The organism is Hymenobacter sp. BT730 (genome assembly GCF_030542105.1).
Taxonomy (GTDB): Bacteria; Bacteroidota; Bacteroidia; order Cytophagales; family Hymenobacteraceae; genus Hymenobacter.
This window is the reverse complement of the sequence record NZ_JAUOFB010000006.1, coordinates 98,475-115,914: the sequence shown is the minus strand read 5'-3', so window position 1 is coordinate 115,914 and position 17,440 is coordinate 98,475. Positions and strand designations below refer to the sequence as shown.

The following is a 17,440-nucleotide window of genomic DNA, read 5'->3' as shown; positions in this document are numbered from 1 at the left end:
GCTACTCACATTATTATGTGAAGCCGCCCAGGCGTCCCTTCCAGTATCTTCGGTAAAATCTCTACCCGCCCATTCGTTCCTTTCTGCTATGGATAAGCCCACTCGTGTTCTGATTTACGAAGACAACGCCGACCTGCGCGCCAGCCTGAGTCAGCTGTTGGGCGGCTCGCCGGGGCTGGAGTTGGCTGGTGCCCTCAGCAACTGTACCCAGGCTGAAGCTGACATAGCCCGATTGCAGCCTGATGTAGTCCTAATGGATATCGATATGCCCGGCATTACCGGCATTGAAGGGTTGCGGCGCATTAAAGCCACTACCCCCGGCGTAAATGTGGTAATGCTTACAGTATTCGACGAAAACGACCGGGTGTTTGATGCCATCTGCGCCGGGGCCGACGGCTACCTGCTGAAGAAAACCCCGCCGGCCAAGCTGCTGGAAGCCATTGGAGAAGTGCGGGCGGGTGGCGCGCCCATGACGCCGGCCATTGCCCGCCAGGTGCTCAAGCTGTTTCCCCGGGTGCCCCCCCGCGCCGTGCCTGATGAGTCGCCGGCGAACCTGAGTGCGCGCGAACAGGAGATTCTGGGCTTGCTGGTGGAAGGCTACAGCTACAAGATGATTGCCGCCGACCGTGGCATCAGTTTGGATACTGTCCGTTCACACATCAAAAAAATTTACGAAAAACTGCACGTGCGCTCCATGACGGAAGCCGTGAGCAAGGCCCTGCGCCAGGGGCTGACCTAAACTGCAGGCAAGCGCATCACATATTCATGTGATTGACAATGCCGGCAAAGCAGCCCAACTTACCCTTCGCCACTTGCTTCGGCAAATCCGGGTCGTAACGGAGGGTTCCGGAGCGGGTGGCCTTACCTATGAAACCAGCGGCTTCCTCCTCGACTACTACCATTTCCATTATGCTATTGGGTTTGTGGATGCTGCACCGGCCCGCGTTGGCCTAGCAGCCAACAGGCTTCAGCAACTTTAGGCGCCCTGGCTGCACGGGGTGCCCCGCGTACGCCCGGCTCAGGACGCAAGTTCTGGGCCGGGCGTTTCTATGTGCCTGGTTCTTCCGTTAAAATTCTTCTGTGCAGCTTACTAAAAAAAGTATCTTCGGAATCCGAATACCGTTAGCCGCGCCCCGTTATGCAGATTCTGCACAAAGTTTCTCTGGATCAAGTCTTCGTTCTCGATATTGAAACCGTGCCCTGCGTAGGCTGCCACGATGAACTGAATGACATGCTGCGGCTTTTGTGGGAGCATAAGTGCCACGCCCTGCGCCGGGAAAAAGGCTGGCACTCCAGCGCTGCCGACGTGACAGAAATACCTGCTCATCTACACCCGTCTTCGTTGTTTGAGCAAGCCGGGATTTACGCTGAGTTCGGGAAAGTAGTGTGCATTTCCGTGGGCTGCTTCTTCTTTGACAAGCAGGAGGAGCGGTGGCGCTTCCGCGTGAAAAGCTTTGCCGACCACGATGAGAAAACGATGCTGCGCGAGTTTTCTACCCTGCTGGCCCGCAAGCCCCAATATCTGCTGTGCGCCCACAACGGCAAAGAATTCGACTTCCCCTACCTGGGCCGCCGCTTGCTTATCAACGGCCTGCAACTGCCGCCCCAGTTGGACGTGGCCGGCAAAAAGCCATGGGAGATTAACCACCTGGATACCATGGAACTATGGAAGTTTGGTGACCGAAAATCCTTCACTTCCCTGGCGCTACTGGCCGCCATGTTCGGCATTCCTACCCCCAAAGATGATATCAGTGGGGCCGATGTAGCCCGGGTGTATTACAACGAGAAAGACTTACCGCGCATCGTGCACTACTGCCAGAAGGATATCATCACCACAGCCCGGGTTCTGCAGAAATTTAGGGGCGAAGAGCCTTTTGGCGACGAGGCCATTGTGTATGCCGACGAAGTAGCGGCGGTGATGCGCCGCGTCTGAAACAGGGCGGTCAGGGTAATAAGACAAAATGGACTGAAAAAATTTGGATATAATCATGAATATTTAGGCTTATATATAGCCTTTGGTTGTATGGCTACGTAAGTAGGGAGATTCTTCACCCTAAACCCTACTACCATGAGCCAGAACTTACTTGAGCTTGTTGAAGGCTATTTCAGCAGCGACACGGTGCACCAAACCAGCACTGCGCTGGGCGAAAGTGAAAGTAGTGTTGGTACGGCCCTGCGTAGCGTTATTCCGCTGGCCCTGGCCGCTCTGTTTGGCCGTGCCCAGCAGCCGGGCGGCACGGCTGAGGTATATGGGATGGCCCGGCAGGCGCATAGCACTGGCATTCTGGGTAATCTGGGCGACTTACTTGGAGGCATGACCCGCGGCAGCACAATGACTGCCGATGCTGATGGCGGCTTGTTAAACCGCGGTGCCGAACTCCTGCGCTCGGTATTGGGCAGCAGCTATACCCCTGCCATAGAGCAGATAGGGCAACAGGCTGGCGTAAAAAGCTCTTCTATTCATAGTCTGTTAAGCATGGCTGTGCCGGTAGGGCTGGGGCTAATGGGCCGCCACGCGGCGCAGAACAATCTGGATGAAGTAGGCTTTGGCACGTATATCAACAGCCAGCGCAATAGCCTGTCCGGAGCATTGAGTCGTTTGCCGGGTGGCTTAGGTAATATGTTAGCCGGTCTGGGACTGGGCGCTGCCGGGGCCGCCGCCAGCGTGGGAAATGCTGCGGCCGGGGCGGCGCGCAACGTGGGCAGCACGATGTCGGCGGCCGCCCGGAATCCATCGGATACCAACCGGGGTGCTGCTTCCGTGCCGGAGCGCACAGCCACCCCTGCCCGCTGGCCCTGGCTGTTGTTGGCCTTACTGGCCCTGGCCGCGCTCTGGTACTTTATGCGGGGCTGCAACCGGGAACCAGACACCACTGACACTACCACCACGGAAGCGCCGATGGACACGACCAGCCGTATGGCGCCAGCCGCACCGGCTACCGCTCCCACAGGCCGCTATGATAAGGCTACCGGCAATTACATCTATGACACTGGCTCCACTACGGAAATCAAGCTTTCTGATGGCACGGTGCTTAATGTAGGGTCCAACTCCACGGAAGCCCGTCTGTTCAACTTCCTCAACGATGCCACCATGACGGTGAGCGACGACAAGACCCAGGGTTGGTTCAGCCTGGACCGGGTGTACTTCAATACCGGTAAGTCTACGCTCACGGCCGAGTCGCAGGCGCAGTTAAAGAACATAGCCGCCATCCTGAAAGCCTTCCCCAACGCCGCCATTAAGTTTGGCGGCTATACAGACAATGTAGGCAAGGCCGATATGAACCTAACGCTAAGCGCCGACCGCGCTAATGCTGCCCGCAAAGCGCTGATGAATAGCGGTATTGATGCCGGCCGTGTGGCGGCGGAAGGCTATGGGCAGGAGCACCCCATTGCCTCCAATGATACCCCCGAAGGCCGCGCGCAGAACCGCCGCGTAGATGTGCGCGTGACGAAAAAGTAGCGTCGGTTTTAGATACCAGCAAAAGCCTGTTCTCAGCAATGAGAATGGGCTTTTCTTTGCGAGCGTATTTAGAAAATGTGCCATCATAAGCAAACAAAAAGAGCGGCCATATGGGCCGCTCTTTTTGTTTGCTGGTATCAGCTTGGTCTTGACCTACAAAATACCGCTTACCAGGCCGGGAAGCACACCCAGCACTATCGTCAGCAGCGCCAGCAAAAGGAGAGCGGCTGATTGAAAGCTGCTCACATAAACCGGTTGTGCGGAATCAGCGTCGGCATCGTGCATGTAAATGGCAATAATAGGGCGCAGATAGTAGTAGATGCTTACCATCGACATGACCACAGCAAACACGACCAACCAGATATAGCCATTCTCCACAGCGGCCGAGAAGATGAAGAACTTACCAAAGAAGCCACCCGTGAGCGGGATACCAGCCAGGGAAAGCATGGCTACCGTCATCACGAAGGCCAGCAGCGGGTTGGTTTTGGCCAAACCATTCAGCCCGTTGTAGTCTTCGCGGCCGCGGGAATCTGATACCAGCTTCAATACGCCGAAAGCTGCCACTGTAGCTATAGAGTAAGCCAGTGAGTAAAAGAAAATGCCATTAGCCGAAGCCCCCTGCAACTGCCCGTTAAAGGCCACTAGGGCAATCAGCAGGTAGCCCGCATGCGACACGCTGGAGTACGCCAGCATACGCTTCACGCTGGTTTGCGCTACCGCCCCCACGTTGCCAATGAGCAGAGTGAGTATGCACATGGCTGTAAGGGTAGGCAGCCAGATACCCATAGCCGAGGCGGCCGGAAAGGCCTGCACCAGCAATTTCAGGAAGGCAGCAAAACCAGCGGTTTTTACCACCGTGCTCATGAAAGCGGTGAAGAAGGTAGGCGTTCCTTCGTACACGTCCGGCGTCCAGAAGTGGAATGGCGCCGCCGATACTTTAAAGCCGATGCCCATCAGCATGAGCAGCATGCCGATGTACAGCATGGGCGTCAGCGAGGCATTAGCGGGAATCAGTACTGCTTCCCCAATTTTAGTAAGCTCAAAGGTGCCCGTAGCGCCATATACCAGCGCCATGCCGAAGAGCAGCACGCCGGTGAAGAATGCCCCCATCAGGAAGTATTTCAGGGCGGCTTCGTTGGAACGCAGGTTGCGCTTATCGGAGCCGGCCAGCACGTACATGGCCACGCTCAGGATTTCGATACCCAGGAACAGCATCAGCAGGTGGTTGTAGCTCACCATCATAATGGCGCCTACCAGCGAGAACAGCAGCAGCGAATAGTATTCGGCTAGGTTAGCCTCGCCGTCGCGCACGTATTTCTGCGAGAAGGGTAGGAGCACTAGAGCCGTGAGTACCACAATGCCGGTGAAGGCTACCGAGAAATTATCGATAACCAGCATCCCGCTGAAGAACGTCTGGGCGCCGGCGTTCCAGTCAATAAGGTTCACCCCGAACACCACCGCCAGCATGAGCATGGCTGCGGGCAACAGGAGCCGGTTGGAGCGCAGGAATCCGAGAAACAGATTCGCAAGGCCCAGAACGGAAAGTAGAATGATGGAATTCATATTCGTCTCAATATAGAGCGAAGCAGAAGCTTAGCGTTTTACTACCTCGTTCAAAATGCTCATCACGCTGCCTTCCGACAGGTGCAGGAACGTGTTCGGGAACAGGCCAATCCAGAAAACCAGCATGATAAGTGGCACCAGCAGGGCCAGTTCAGAGCCGGTAAGGTCGGTGAAGGTGGCAGTGTGCGCCGAGTCCGGGCCCAGCATCACGCGCTGGAACATGCGCAGCAGGTATACAGCACCTAGTATAATGGTAACACCGGCAACAGCACCCATCCAGGCATTATACTGATATACCCCGGCCAACAGCAGGAATTCACCTACGAAGCCGTTGGTGAGCGGTAGCGCTACAGTACCCAGTAACAGCACCAGGAAGCAAACCGTGAGTACCGGCGCCTGGCGCGTCAGACCGCCCAGGTCAGGAATCAGGCGGGTGCCGGTGCGGCGCTCAATAGCGTCGACAATGAAGAACATGCCCACCACGTTCACGCCGTGGGCCAGCATCTGAATGCTGGCGCCCTGCAACCCGATTTGCGTGAGTGAGAATACCCCGGCTGCCATCAAACCCACGTGCGAGAGGGAGGAATAGGCAATGAGGCGCTTCATATCCTGCTGCCGAATGGCAATGATAGCGCCGTAAATAATGCCGATGATAGAGAGAATCAGCACCAGATTCTGCCACTGATTTACGCCCATGGGCACCACCGGCAATAGCCAGCGCATGGTACCATAAATACCCATTTTCAGCATAATGCCTGAGAGCAGCATGGTCGCCGGAGCCGGCGCTTCGGTGTAGGTATCGGGCTGCCAGGTGTGGAAGGGGAAGATGGGCATCTTCACGGCGAAGGCCGCAAAAATCAGCCAAAACAGCCAGGATTGGGTTTCGGCGGGCAGGTTCAGGTTATAGAACGAGGCCAGCTCGGAGTTATGCGCCGCTAGACCGTTGGCAGCGGGCCCGGTCTGGAAATACAGATACACGAAGCCCGCCAGCATAAACAGCGAGCCGACGATAGTATAGAGGAAGAACTTGAAGGTGACGCGGGACCGGTTCACGCCGCCCCAAACCCCGGCCAGGAAGTAAATCGGAATCAGGGCTATTTCCCAGAAGAAGTAGAATAGGAAAGCGTCCTGAGCCGTGAATACGCCAATCAGGCCAGTCTGCATGAACAGCACCAGCGCATAAAACACCGACTCATTCTCGAAGTTGCGGCGGAAGGAAGCCAGCAGAATAATCGGCACTAGGAAAGCTGTCAGCAGCACAAGCAGGAGGCTTAGGCCATCCATGCCCACGTGGAAGTTAATGCCTGCGGAGGCAATCCAGTCGTGGTTGAAGGAGAGCTGACCGGTATTGTTATTACTGAAGAGCACGGCCGCATACGCTGCCAGAACAAATTCAATCAGGGCCGCGCCCAGCGCCGCCACCCGGGCAGCTCTGCCTTTGAAAAAGTGCAGCAGCAGGGCGGCCGCCAAGGGCCAAAGTAGAAGGAGGACAGTGAGCATTAGCTAATCAGATTGTTCTTTTGACGCTCAAATTCTTCCTGGGTCAATACGCCCTGGTTGCGTAAATCACGCAGCTTTCCTAGCTCATCTGCTACCGAAGTTGCAGAAGTACCAGTGAAGGCAGAAGAAGATGAAAAAGGATTAGGTACTGGGGCTTTGCGGAGAGCTAAATACAGTGCTACAAACCAGCCAATGATAGACCAACCAGCTAGCAGGTTAACCAAAAAAATCAGGAGCCTATCAGGACGTTTGAAGCCGATAATAGAAGGCAGGAAATGCAGAACGGAAACAATAGGAAGAAGAATGATCAGGATGATCATTAGTTCTACACTGCCAAAATCTCCCAAAAACAACAGCACACCGCGCATAGAACAGAGTTAGGTTACTTAAAACTTTACAAAATTCAGCGCCAGCACCAGCACGATACCCACCACCATCAGGATGAGGTAGGTTTCCACGGAGCCGGTTTGCACGTAGCGCAGCAGCTGTCCGCCGCCCATCGTTACGCGGCCGAAGCCGTTTACCACCGGGTCGATGATGCCTTGTTCCACAAAGCGGTACAGGCCGCGCGAGAGCCACATAATGGGGCGCACGATCAGGGCATTGTACAGCTCGTCGATGTAATACTTGTGATAAATCAGGTTTTCGAGGAAGCCGCGTGACTCGCCATCTTCCACAGGGCGCACGCCGCGGCTCACGTACTGCACGTAGGCTAGTAGGATGCCCAGCACGCCCGCACCCACCGAAAGGCCGATAAGCATGTACTCGGTAGCATGGTCAACCTCGGCGCCAAAAGCGGCCGGGTTGAGGCGCTGCGAGTAGGTGAAGAGGGGAGCAAGATAATCGGCCAGGTAGCCTTTGCCCAGCACCAGCGGCGCGTTCATGAAGCCGCCCACAGCAGCCAGAATAGCCAGGATAATCAGCGGCAGCGTCATGCTGGCCGGCGACTCGTGCAGGTGGTGCTTCTGCTCCTGGGTGCCCCGAAACTCACCGAAGAAGGTGAGGAACAACAGCCGGAACATATAGAAAGCCGTCAGGAAAGCGGTGAATAGACCCACGGCGTACAGCACTTTGTTGTGCTCATACACGTGCAGCAGGATTTCATCTTTCGAGAAGAAGCCCGAGAAAGGAGGGATGCCGGCAATGGCCAGGCAGCCAATCAGGAAGGTAATGAAGGTGATGGGCAGCGCCTTGCGCAGGCCGCCCATGCGGCGCATGTCCTGCTCGTTGCTCATGGCGTGAATCACGGAGCCCGCGCCCAGGAACATCAGCGCCTTGAAGAAGGCGTGGGTAAGCACATGGAACAGGCTGGTGCTGTACCCCATAACGCCCAGCGCCAGGAACATGTAGCCCAGCTGCGACACGGTGGAGTAAGCCAGTACCTTCTTAATATCATTCTGGGCCAGCCCAATGGTGGCCGCGAACAGCGCCGTAGCCGCCCCAATGATGGCAATGACTTCCAGCGTATGGGGAGCCAGCGTGAATAGCACGTTAGCCCGCAGAATCATATAGATACCCGCCGTAACCATGGTGGCGGCGTGAATCAGGGCCGAAACCGGGGTGGGGCCGGCCATAGCATCGGGCAGCCAGGTGTAGAGCGGCAGCTGGGCCGATTTACCGGCGGCACCCACGAACAGCAGCAGCGTAATGGCCGTCACGGTCATGGTGCCAATCTGCAGGGTGCTGGCCTTCTGGAATACCTCGGCGTACTGTACGGAGTCGAAGGTGAGGTAGATCAGGAAGATGCCAAGTAGGAAGCCCAGGTCGCCGACGCGGTTGATGATGAAGGCTTTCTTGGCGGCGTTGTTGTAGCTGGTGTTCTTGTTCCAGAAGCCAATGAGCAGGTAGGAGCAGAGGCCCACGCCTTCCCAGCCGATAAACAGAATCACGAAGTTGGCGCCCAGCACCAGCACCAGCATCGAGAAAATGAACAAGTTCAGGAAGGAGAAGAACTTGCCCACGTTCTCATCGTGGTGCATGTAGCCGATGCTGTACACGTGAATCAGGAAACCCACGCCCGTTACCAGCAGCAGCATAATCAGGCTGAGCTGGTCAATCTGGTAGGAGAAGGGAATCTGCAGGGAGCCGACGGAAATCCAGTCGAACAGCGTGACGGTGTACTGATACTGGAAATTCAGGAACAGAAACACCGAAATGGCAAACGAGCCCAGTACGGTAGCGCTACCGATGAGCCCGGCCACGGTGCCAGAAAGCCGGCGGTTGAGCAGACCATTGATGAGAAAGCCCAGGAACGGCAACAGCGGAATCAGGACGTACAACAAAGTAGAGTACGGCGCGCCGGCAGCGGGTATTACAGTTTCTTGCATAAGAGAGATGCAGAATTGTTTCAGTCCTGCGGAGCAGAGCGGGGAGCCTTATAGAGGCTTCCGGCTGCTTGGCAGAGCAGAAGCGAAATCAGAACTTCAGGCGGTTGAGCAGGTTGACGTCAGTATTCTGCAGGTTCCGGTAAATCATTACAATAATAGCCAGACCCACCGCCACTTCGGCAGCGGCCACGGCCATAATGAAGAATACAAATACCTGTCCGTTAGGGTCGGCGCGGTAGGCCGAGAAGGCCGTCAGCAACACGTTTACGGCGTTGAGCATCAGCTCCACACACATAAAAATAATAATGGCATTGCGCCGGGTAAGAACGCCCAGCACGCCTATAGAAAACAGGGCAGTAGCGAAGAAGACGTAGTACTGAAGAGGAACCGTTTGGATAACCTGCGGTATGTTCTGATCCATGCGGGAAGGCTGACGGCGGAACGAAGCCCCGCACTACCTGGACAGGGCGGGGCAATTAGCTGGCAAAGGTATCCTGAAAATCGGGAAATCCATACCAGGCTATTGCTGCATTTGCAGTGTAGCACATTTCCCACAGAGGAAGCAATAATCAGCCTTGGGTTTTTCTTAAGGAGTTGAACTTTACTAGGATTCAACAAGTTAGCCTTCCACTTTATTCTCGCTTTACTTATAAAGATAAGCCGGATTATAAAGCGCGCACAGTACGAACAGGGTCAAAAATATAATAGACCTATTTATATAAAATTTATAGTAATATTTATAAAAAAGCAAAAAAATGATAATTATCTCATTCTGTACTATACTAAGTCTACTTTATAAGTAGTAAAGTTCTCAAATTGCACTTCCATACTGAATTTGCTTAACCTACTTCATATTACTTGCTGCTTATGAGAAGATTACTTACTCTGTTACTACTGATTCTCAGTAGTGCCTTAGCACATGCAACCACCTACTATACTTATGTAGGTGGGGGTACAAATGGCCCGTGGGCTAATACAGCTACTACTAAAACTTGGACAACTGATCCCACAGGCTCCGTGCTTACGAATACGGGGGTGCCGGCTAACGGGGACGTGGTAGTAATACTAAATGGCTATACCGTTAATCTAACGGCCAACGTTGCTACCACCGGGCATAGCATTACTATTCAGAAAGGTGGCGTGTTGGACATGCAGACCTTTAGCTTCGGCAGCGCTATTACCAAGTTGGAAGGCCAGGGCCTGCTTCGCTTAGCCAGCACAAACTTTCCTGCCGTTACGACCAATAATTTTGACGATGCGGGAACGGGAACAGTGGAGTTTTACGACTTAGGTACGATTACTCTGCCTTCAGTTACCCAATACAATAACCTGCTGTTCAGCAACAGTAAGGCAACGGCTATGACGGCTTCCGTTGCAACCGGCACTACGGTACTGGGTACGCTGACCACTAAGAAGTCAGGTGTAGGTGCCCTGACGTTGGCCTTGGGTGCAAACACCCTGTCCATTGCCGGTGACATGACCCTGGCGGCAGGCACTACGCTTTCAGGCAGTGGCGCTATTACTACCAGTGGTAATATCACCAACAACGGCAGCATCAATAGCACAGGTAGTATCACTTTCACCGGGACTACAAACCGAAGCCTGGAAGCCAATGGCGCTACTAAGTTCAATAACATTATTGTTAATAAGGGGGCAGGCCAGCAATACATTTTATCTATTACTGCGGCCGTAGCAGGTAATTTCCAGTTAAATGAGGCGTACTCGGGGTATATCGTTGATTTGCAGAACGGTACTTTGAAGCTGGGCCAAAATATCACCTTGTCGAGACTGATGGGTGATACCAACGGACAGGGCGGATATGAACTGCCTGCCACCGCTGGTCTTTGGATTGACGGGGCATCGGTGACTTTGCCCGGTAATACTGGTGGTAGTAACAAAGGCATTTCGGGCGGCTTAATTGCACGCGGCTTATTCCGGATTTCAAGCGGGTCATTTACCAGCCTTGGCAACGATGGTGCAGTAATTGGCGATGTAGGCAGCTACCTGATTGAAGGCGGCACTGTAACCGTAGAAAAGTTCAGCCCAAGAAAGGAAGGTACCCCAGTAGGTAGCTTTACGATGACGGGCGGAACCTTTAACGTGAGGGGTACAGGTGCACAGTTGGATAAGCAGAAAACCTATGCGCGTTTTGCCATCCCCTTTGCTACGCAAACCTTCAGCATGAGTGGTGGCATCATTAACGTATACAATGCCGAAGGCAATGATGGGGTTGATATCGCCACAGCAGTAGGTAACTACTCTGTTACTGGTGGTGACTTTAATATCATCTTACCACCTGCCGCTGATGCTTACCCAGGCACAGTTAATATCAATTCGGTTGCTCCGTTCTGGAATATGACGATTTCGGAGCCAACTGCAGCTGCAGGTACGACAGGGGCTGCCTTGATGGCACCCATTACCGTATTGAATAACCTGACGCTGACAAGCGGTGCTAACCAGGCTACGCTGCAGACTAACAGCAACAACGTAACAGTACAGGGTAATTTTATAGTGGGCGCGCAAGCCGTCTACCTGCCCGGTACTAACATCACAAGCTTTACCGGCAGCAAGGATCAGAACCTGCAGATTGATGGAACCATTGGCATAACCGGTGCTTTGGGCCTGAATGAAATGCTGATGAACAAGTCGAACGGCACGCTGACGCTGGCCGGTTCGTCTACCACTTCTATGCGGGTACGCAGCACGCTTACACTCACTAGCGGCGTATTTAATGATGCCGGCAAGGTGCTGACGGTGCTGGGTAATGTGGTGAACTCGGCCACGCATACCAGCAGCGGTACCACCACCGGCAGCATCACACTGGCAGGCACTACGCATCAAACCATCGGGGGTGATGGCTCCGGCATCTTTGGCAACCTGGTGTTGAACAATAGTCTGAGCACGGCGGATGCTACGTATGGCCCGAAAGCAGTAGAGGCCACGGCTGATCAAACAGTCAGCGGTACCCTTACCCTAGCTAATGACCGGTTGTTCGACATCGGTACCCACCGCTTGTATATTACCTCCGTAAGCAAAGATGCCATTGTGGCCAGCGGCGGCTCGTTCTCTAACGCCCGCATGATTCTGACGGCTGGTAACCAGAGCGACGGGGGTATCCGCAAAACCTATGGCTCACTTGAGACCTTCATTTTTCCGGTGGGCACGCAGGTAAGCGGCACATATTACTATACCCCAGCCGCCATTAACCTCATGGCAGCGCCGGCACGATATGGTAAGATAAATGTGGCACCAGTGAAGGTGGTGAACCCCTTCTCTACGGATAAGCCAAACAGCCTGCAATATTTCTGGAAGGTATCTGAGTCTGATTTTGCTGGTCTGGCAGCTAATAAGGTGGTGCATAAATACACCGCTTCTAATGCTCTCATTGGGGGAAATAAGGCTTTCTACGTAGCGGCTTACTACGACCCCGCTACTGTAACGTGGAAGACAAACAACCTGGCTACTGATGTAGTAAAAAACGCTGCCACCATTGATATCAACTTCTCTGCTGTCAATATTAATGGCGAGTATACTGCCGGTGACTACCGCACGGCCTTCGGGACTATCAATAAGTTTTACAGCCGTAAAAACGGAAACTGGAACGTTGCGGATACTTGGTCCAGAACGGGCTACGATGGAGTAGCTGCTACAGATGTGCCAGGTGCCGGCAACCCCGTGTTTATTGGCAACAACTACACTGTAACGGTAACGGCTAATGGAGCCAGTTCAGGTAGTCTGCAAATCGACAAAGGGGCTACACTAGACCTGGGTACTACTACGGGACACAACTTTGGTTCGCTGCCTGAGGAAATTGTGCAGGGCTCCGGTACTTTGCGAATTGCCAGCACGGTTTCGCCGGCAGTATTCCCCGGCGGCGATTTTGCCAACTTCCTAGGTCCACAGGGTGGTACGGTAGAGTACTATACAGTAGGCGCTTTTGCCTACACACTGCCTGCTAATACAGTGTCCAGTTACTACAATCTGGTTCTGAATGCTGGTACTAGTCGTACACTCACGCTGCCCAATCAGAATCTACATATTTATAATGACCTGAGCACAGGTACCCAAACCGGTTTCAATGGATTGGTTTCGCTAAGCGCAGGTGCCAATGGGGACCTGACAATTGATGGTAATGTCCAGGTTCAGAATGGACAGCTACGTTATGGTGCTGCCACACGCAATGTAACTGTAGGCAATAATGTGCTTGTAAGCACTGGCGCTACCTTCGGCATTATAACTGGTACGGTACTTAATACGCTGCAGATTGGTGGTAGCGTCATCAACAACGGTACGCTTGCCCTGGCACCTGCTGGTGGCAAGATTGATGTAACCTTTGTAGGTGATACCGACCAGAAAATAACGGGTACCGGCACCGCCACATCCATTAATAAGCTCACGGTTAACAAAGGCACTTCCCGCACGCCGGTTTTAACCTTGGATGTAGCAGGTACTTTATCAGTTCCTGCTACGGATAACTGGCTGGTGCTTACGAATGGCACCTTCAGCTTTGCAAAACCGAGTTCTACCATTCTGGTGAATGCTGGCACCTATACCATTGGAAATACGGCTGGCCTGTCGGTAAATGGAGCTGGAGCAGTTATTAACCTGGCCACTGGAGCTACTCTGCAGCTGGATGGTCGTCTGAGCGCGCTGGCTGGTACCATCAACGTAGGTCGTAGCATCGAATACTCTGGTGCTACGCAGCCGGAAATTGTGGTAACGAGCGGAACGTTGAACGTAGATGGGCAGATTCGTCGCCCACTTACTACAACGCAAGGCGCCCTGACGTACAGCCAAAGCGGTGGCAACGTACTGGTGCGAGGCAACAACTTTGATGCTAGCCGGGCCCAGTTTGAAGTGCTGAACGCAGGTAGCTCCTTTACCATGACAGGAGGTGCCTTGACGGTACTCAGAACCCTTGGCGTTGCTGCTACGGCAGATGTATATCTGCACCCGGCTACCAGCACAGTTACCGGAGGCGAAATTGTGTTGGGTAATCCAACTGCAACGGCAGCGGCTAACCTGAAGCTGGATACAACCGTTCCGCTGTTTAGCCTGAAAGTGGATAATGGAGCTAGTACTGCTAATAATAACACAGCTACTCTGCTTCAGAACCCGCTCACGCTGAAGGGGAACCTGACAATTGGTAATGCCAACTCCATATTCAATACAGATGGACTGGATGTTTCAATTGCCGGCAATTTTACTAACGGCAACACTACAGCTACCACCGGTTTAACGGTAGGCGGTTATCAGGCTAAGCTGGCTACCCAAACTACTACCCTGAACGCCTCGACTAATAACCAACTGCTCACCGGGGCCACTGGTAATCTGACCAACTTCGGCAATCTGGTTATTAATAACACGAACACCAGCGGTCAAGTAAACCTGCAGACTAACAATACTGCTCTGCGTGTACATGGGCAGCTTACCTTGACCAAAGGGGAACTGGCTGATGGTGGCAACACTATTTCAGTGTTGGGCAATGTAGTGAACTCGGCTAAGCATAGTGGTGCGGGCAAGGTGGCACTCATTGGCGCTGTTGCTCAGACCATTGGCGGTGACGGCTACGGCATCTTCGGCAATTTGGAAATCAATAATGGCGGCAATGGCGCTACCGCATTGGCAGCGCAACAGGTAGATGGTATACTCACGCTGACCAATGGTAACCTGACTATTGGATCCAACCTGCTGAAACTGACTAATACCAGCAGTACTGCAGTAGCCGGTGGCACCTTCTCTACCACCAAGATGATCATCACAAACGGTAACGTGGCAGATGAAGGGGTGCAGAAATCCTTCCCGGCTGCTGCTACCTCATTTGTTTTCCCAGTAGGTGTTACCGGGAAATATACACCGGCAACCTATACGGTTAACGCCAATACGGCAGTAGGTACTATTACAGTAGCGCCGGTTAACTCGGCTCATCCTTCCAATACAGATGCTGCCAGCAATACAGAGTTGAAGTATTACTGGCGGGTGGGTAGCACGGGCTTTAGCGGGTTGTCCGTTCGGCACGTCTATCAATATGTGAGCACAGATGCAACAGCAGCCCAGGAAGCAAATTACCGGACGGGGCGCTTCCTGATTAATCAGTGGATACCTATTGGGGGTATTGCTACTTCTGTGGATGCTGCTACTCACACTATCAATTTGGCTTCCACTACGGCTAATACGTATGTAAGCTACATCAATGGTGACTACACGGCTGGGCTAACGAGTGAATTCCAGGCAGTGAAAGTGTACTACAGCCGCAATGCAGCTCCTAATATCACTACCACTGGTGCTGACTGGGATACGCCCAGCTCCTGGACGTTTAACCCGGATGGTTCGGATTCTCCAGCCGGTCAGACGGCTACTACGGCTCCTGCAGCCGGTACCCCGGTCGTGATTCTGCCAGGCCACGTGATTAACACTTCTCAGGCAGGCCGCAACGCGTCCTCACTCACGCTGAGCGGAACATTAAATATTGGCAACTTCACCTCCAATAACTTTGGGGTAGTAACGGGCACAGGTCGTCTGATTATTAACTCTTCAACCTTCCCGGCCGGTAACTACACTGACTTTACGAGCACGGCTGGTGGTACAGTAGAGTACACAGGCTTTATTGTGACGCTGCCGCCCCGCTCGATCTACAATAACCTGGTTTTCTCCGGTATTAATACCACGAAGTCATTGGGTAACGTGTCGCTGCAGGTAAATGGCTCTGTGCTGGTAAATGCCACCACCACCATCAATAACGAAAGTGACATTGATGTGACGCTGGTGAACCCGGCTAAGGGTTTCGTGAACAACGGTACCTTCAATCTGGGTAATGGTGCTCTTTCTATTGCAGAGTCGCTAACCAATAATACCGGTGCTACGCTAACGCTGGGTGGTGGTAAAACCACTGTTGGTACCTCTCTGATGAATGCCGGCACCATCACTACCGCAGCTGGTGACGTGGTCATTGGAACGGTATTAGTGAACTCGGGTAGCTATCAGACGGGCGCGGGCGCCCTGAAGGTGGCCTCTCACCTCACGAATTCCGGTACGTTCAATGCCGCTGGTCAGAATGGTGTTATTACCGTAGGGGGCAACCTGGCCACGTCTAATCTCTTCAGCGCCGGCAACGGCGACCTGACAGTTACGGGTAATCTGGTAAACTCCGGTATTTACAATGCCAATGCCAACAAATTGACGCTGACTGGTGACTTCACCAACCAGAGCACTTTCAACGCAGGCAGCAGCAATGTTTACCTGCAGGGCAACTGGACCAACTCCGGCGTATTCACCGCTGGGACCAGTGCTGTCCGTTTCCTGAGCAACACGGCCCGCAACCTGGGCGGTACGCTGGCTACCACTTTCTACAATGTGTACAAGGAAGGTACGGGTGCTTTAACCATGCAGCAGAGCGCAACGGTAAGCAACCTGCTTAATCTGAACCAGGGTAATATTGTGACGGGAGCCAACACGCTGCATCTGACCAACACGGCTACACAGCCAGTGACGGGGGAAAGCCTAAATGCCTATATTCTGGGCAAACTGGCCATTACGTTCCCCACAGAGGCAGGGGCCACGCGCACATTCCCAGTGGGCAACTTTAAGCCGGGTGATGCTTCTATCAACTTCTACCGTCCGGTAACTATTGTGGCACAGGGTGGCAGCACCGCGGGCACGGAGGTACAGGTTGAGATGGTGCAAACTTCAGCAACCGGTGCCGTAGCAGCCGGCTCGGGCATTTCCAACCTGTCACGAGTGCGCTATTATAGCATTACGGCACTGAGTGGAGCTATAACGAACCCTACGGTACAGCTTAGCTTTAACACCAATATTAATGATGAAGAGATTAATGTGCCCAGCAACCTACGCGTAGCGCGGGCTACGGCTGCTGGCGGCACCTGGACGAACGAAGGCGGGGCTGGTGTATTCTCGCCAGCTGCTCCTGCCGGTTACGTTACATCAGGTGTTACCAGCATCACCAACAACTCGCTGTTTGCTTTGGCTTCTACCAACCTAGTAGATAACCCGCTCAACAATGCCTACACGCCGCTGCCAGTAGAACTAGTAGCTTTCACCGCTAAGATGGTAGGTACTAAAGTGCAGCTGGCCTGGGCTACTTCCATGGAGCGCAATAGCTCGCACTTCGTAGTAGAACGCTCCCTGGATGGTAGGGCATTTGAAGCAGTAGCCCAAGTGGCAGCCCAAGGCACCAGCACTACCCGTGTTGAGTATGCCGCTACCGATGCCCGTCCATTCCAGGGCCAGTCGTACTACCGCCTGCGCCAGGTAGATAATGACGGCCGCACGGCGTACAGCTCCGTGGTAGTGGTGAAGATGGCCGGCATTGCCAAAGCAGCACTGCAAGCTTATCCTAACCCTGCCAAGGGCACTCAATTCAATGTACTGATACAGGGTCTGAAAGGCACTGCCGGCACGCTGCGTATCACCGACGGCTTCGGCCGCGAGGTGTACCGGATGGCGGTGAACTTGACGCTGGACCAGCAGGATATGGCCGTGAAGCCTGCCGCTAAGCTGGCTGCCGGGATGTACATCGTCTCGCTGCAAACGGCGGAAGGCCGCCTCACGCAGAAGCTGGTAGTTGAGTAAT

General features: G+C 53.7%; 10 protein-coding genes. 5 read left to right on the top strand and 5 right to left on the bottom strand.

Annotated elements, in window-relative coordinates:
• Positions 1-88: 88 nt before the first annotated feature.
• The 4 genes from Q4G72_RS15165 (at position 89) to Q4G72_RS15150 (ending at position 3,460) form a co-directional block, all read left to right on the top strand.
• The gene (locus Q4G72_RS15165) at positions 89-739 is read left to right on the top strand and encodes a response regulator (protein ID WP_303312275.1); all 651 of its coding nucleotides are present in this window, start codon (positions 89-91) and stop codon (positions 737-739) included.
• A gap of 28 nt (positions 740-767) precedes the next feature.
• Positions 768-980, top strand: coding sequence for a hypothetical protein (locus Q4G72_RS15160; RefSeq protein ID WP_303312274.1), 213 nt, complete (start codon positions 768-770; stop codon positions 978-980).
• 158 nt (positions 981-1,138) lie between these two features.
• On the top strand, positions 1,139-1,933 hold the full coding sequence (locus Q4G72_RS15155) for a 3'-5' exonuclease (protein ID WP_303312273.1): 795 nt from the start codon (positions 1,139-1,141) through the stop codon (positions 1,931-1,933).
• Between the two features lie 135 nt (positions 1,934-2,068).
• Positions 2,069-3,460 (top strand): OmpA family protein, encoded by a 1,392-nt coding sequence (locus tag Q4G72_RS15150; RefSeq protein WP_303312272.1) that lies wholly within the window; start codon positions 2,069-2,071, stop codon positions 3,458-3,460.
• Positions 3,461-3,613: 153 nt separating this feature from the next.
• Here Q4G72_RS15150 and Q4G72_RS15145 read toward each other — a convergent pair whose 3' ends face one another.
• The 5 genes from Q4G72_RS15145 to nuoK all read right to left on the bottom strand — a co-directional run bounded on the left by Q4G72_RS15145 (position 3,614) and on the right by nuoK (position 9,271).
• Entirely contained in the window at positions 3,614-5,023 is a 1,410-nt protein-coding gene (locus tag Q4G72_RS15145; protein ID WP_303312271.1) for an NADH-quinone oxidoreductase subunit N, read from the bottom strand.
• A gap of 30 nt (positions 5,024-5,053) precedes the next feature.
• A complete protein-coding gene (locus Q4G72_RS15140) occupies positions 5,054-6,523 on the bottom strand; it encodes a complex I subunit 4 family protein (RefSeq protein WP_303312270.1) in 1,470 nt (489 codons plus the stop codon).
• On the bottom strand, positions 6,523-6,891 hold the full coding sequence (locus Q4G72_RS15135) for a superinfection immunity protein (protein WP_303312269.1): 369 nt from the start codon (positions 6,889-6,891) through the stop codon (positions 6,523-6,525). Before Q4G72_RS15135 ends, Q4G72_RS15140 begins: the two co-directional genes overlap by 1 nt.
• A gap of 18 nt (positions 6,892-6,909) precedes the next feature.
• Entirely contained in the window at positions 6,910-8,850 is a 1,941-nt protein-coding gene (gene nuoL, locus Q4G72_RS15130; RefSeq protein ID WP_303312268.1) for an NADH-quinone oxidoreductase subunit L, read from the bottom strand.
• An 88-nt stretch (positions 8,851-8,938) separates the two neighbouring features.
• A complete protein-coding gene (gene nuoK, locus Q4G72_RS15125; RefSeq protein ID WP_044511864.1) occupies positions 8,939-9,271 on the bottom strand; it encodes an NADH-quinone oxidoreductase subunit NuoK in 333 nt (110 codons plus the stop codon).
• A gap of 596 nt (positions 9,272-9,867) precedes the next feature.
• Between nuoK and Q4G72_RS15120 the strand changes: the two genes are divergently transcribed.
• Positions 9,868-17,439, top strand: coding sequence for a T9SS type A sorting domain-containing protein (locus tag Q4G72_RS15120; protein ID WP_303312267.1), 7,572 nt, complete (start codon positions 9,868-9,870; stop codon positions 17,437-17,439).
• Position 17,440: the final 1 nt, after the last annotated feature.

What these genes read in the sequence shown, in the direction of transcription:
- Q4G72_RS15165 (WP_303312275.1), top strand. Translation starts at nt 89, where the DNA reads ATGGATAAGCCCACTCGTGTTCTGATTTACGAAGACAACGCCGACCTG.
- Q4G72_RS15155 (WP_303312273.1), top strand. Translation starts at nt 1,139, where the DNA reads ATGCAGATTCTGCACAAAGTTTCTCTGGATCAAGTCTTCGTTCTCGAT.
- Q4G72_RS15150 (WP_303312272.1), top strand. Translation starts at nt 2,069, where the DNA reads ATGAGCCAGAACTTACTTGAGCTTGTTGAAGGCTATTTCAGCAGCGAC.
- Q4G72_RS15145 (WP_303312271.1), bottom strand. Translation starts at nt 5,023, where the DNA reads ATGAATTCCATCATTCTACTTTCCGTTCTGGGCCTTGCGAATCTGTTT.
- Q4G72_RS15140 (WP_303312270.1), bottom strand. Translation starts at nt 6,523, where the DNA reads ATGCTCACTGTCCTCCTTCTACTTTGGCCCTTGGCGGCCGCCCTGCTG.
- Q4G72_RS15135 (WP_303312269.1), bottom strand. Translation starts at nt 6,891, where the DNA reads ATGCGCGGTGTGCTGTTGTTTTTGGGAGATTTTGGCAGTGTAGAACTA.
- nuoL (WP_303312268.1), bottom strand. Translation starts at nt 8,850, where the DNA reads ATGCAAGAAACTGTAATACCCGCTGCCGGCGCGCCGTACTCTACTTTG.
- nuoK (WP_044511864.1), bottom strand. Translation starts at nt 9,271, where the DNA reads ATGGATCAGAACATACCGCAGGTTATCCAAACGGTTCCTCTTCAGTAC.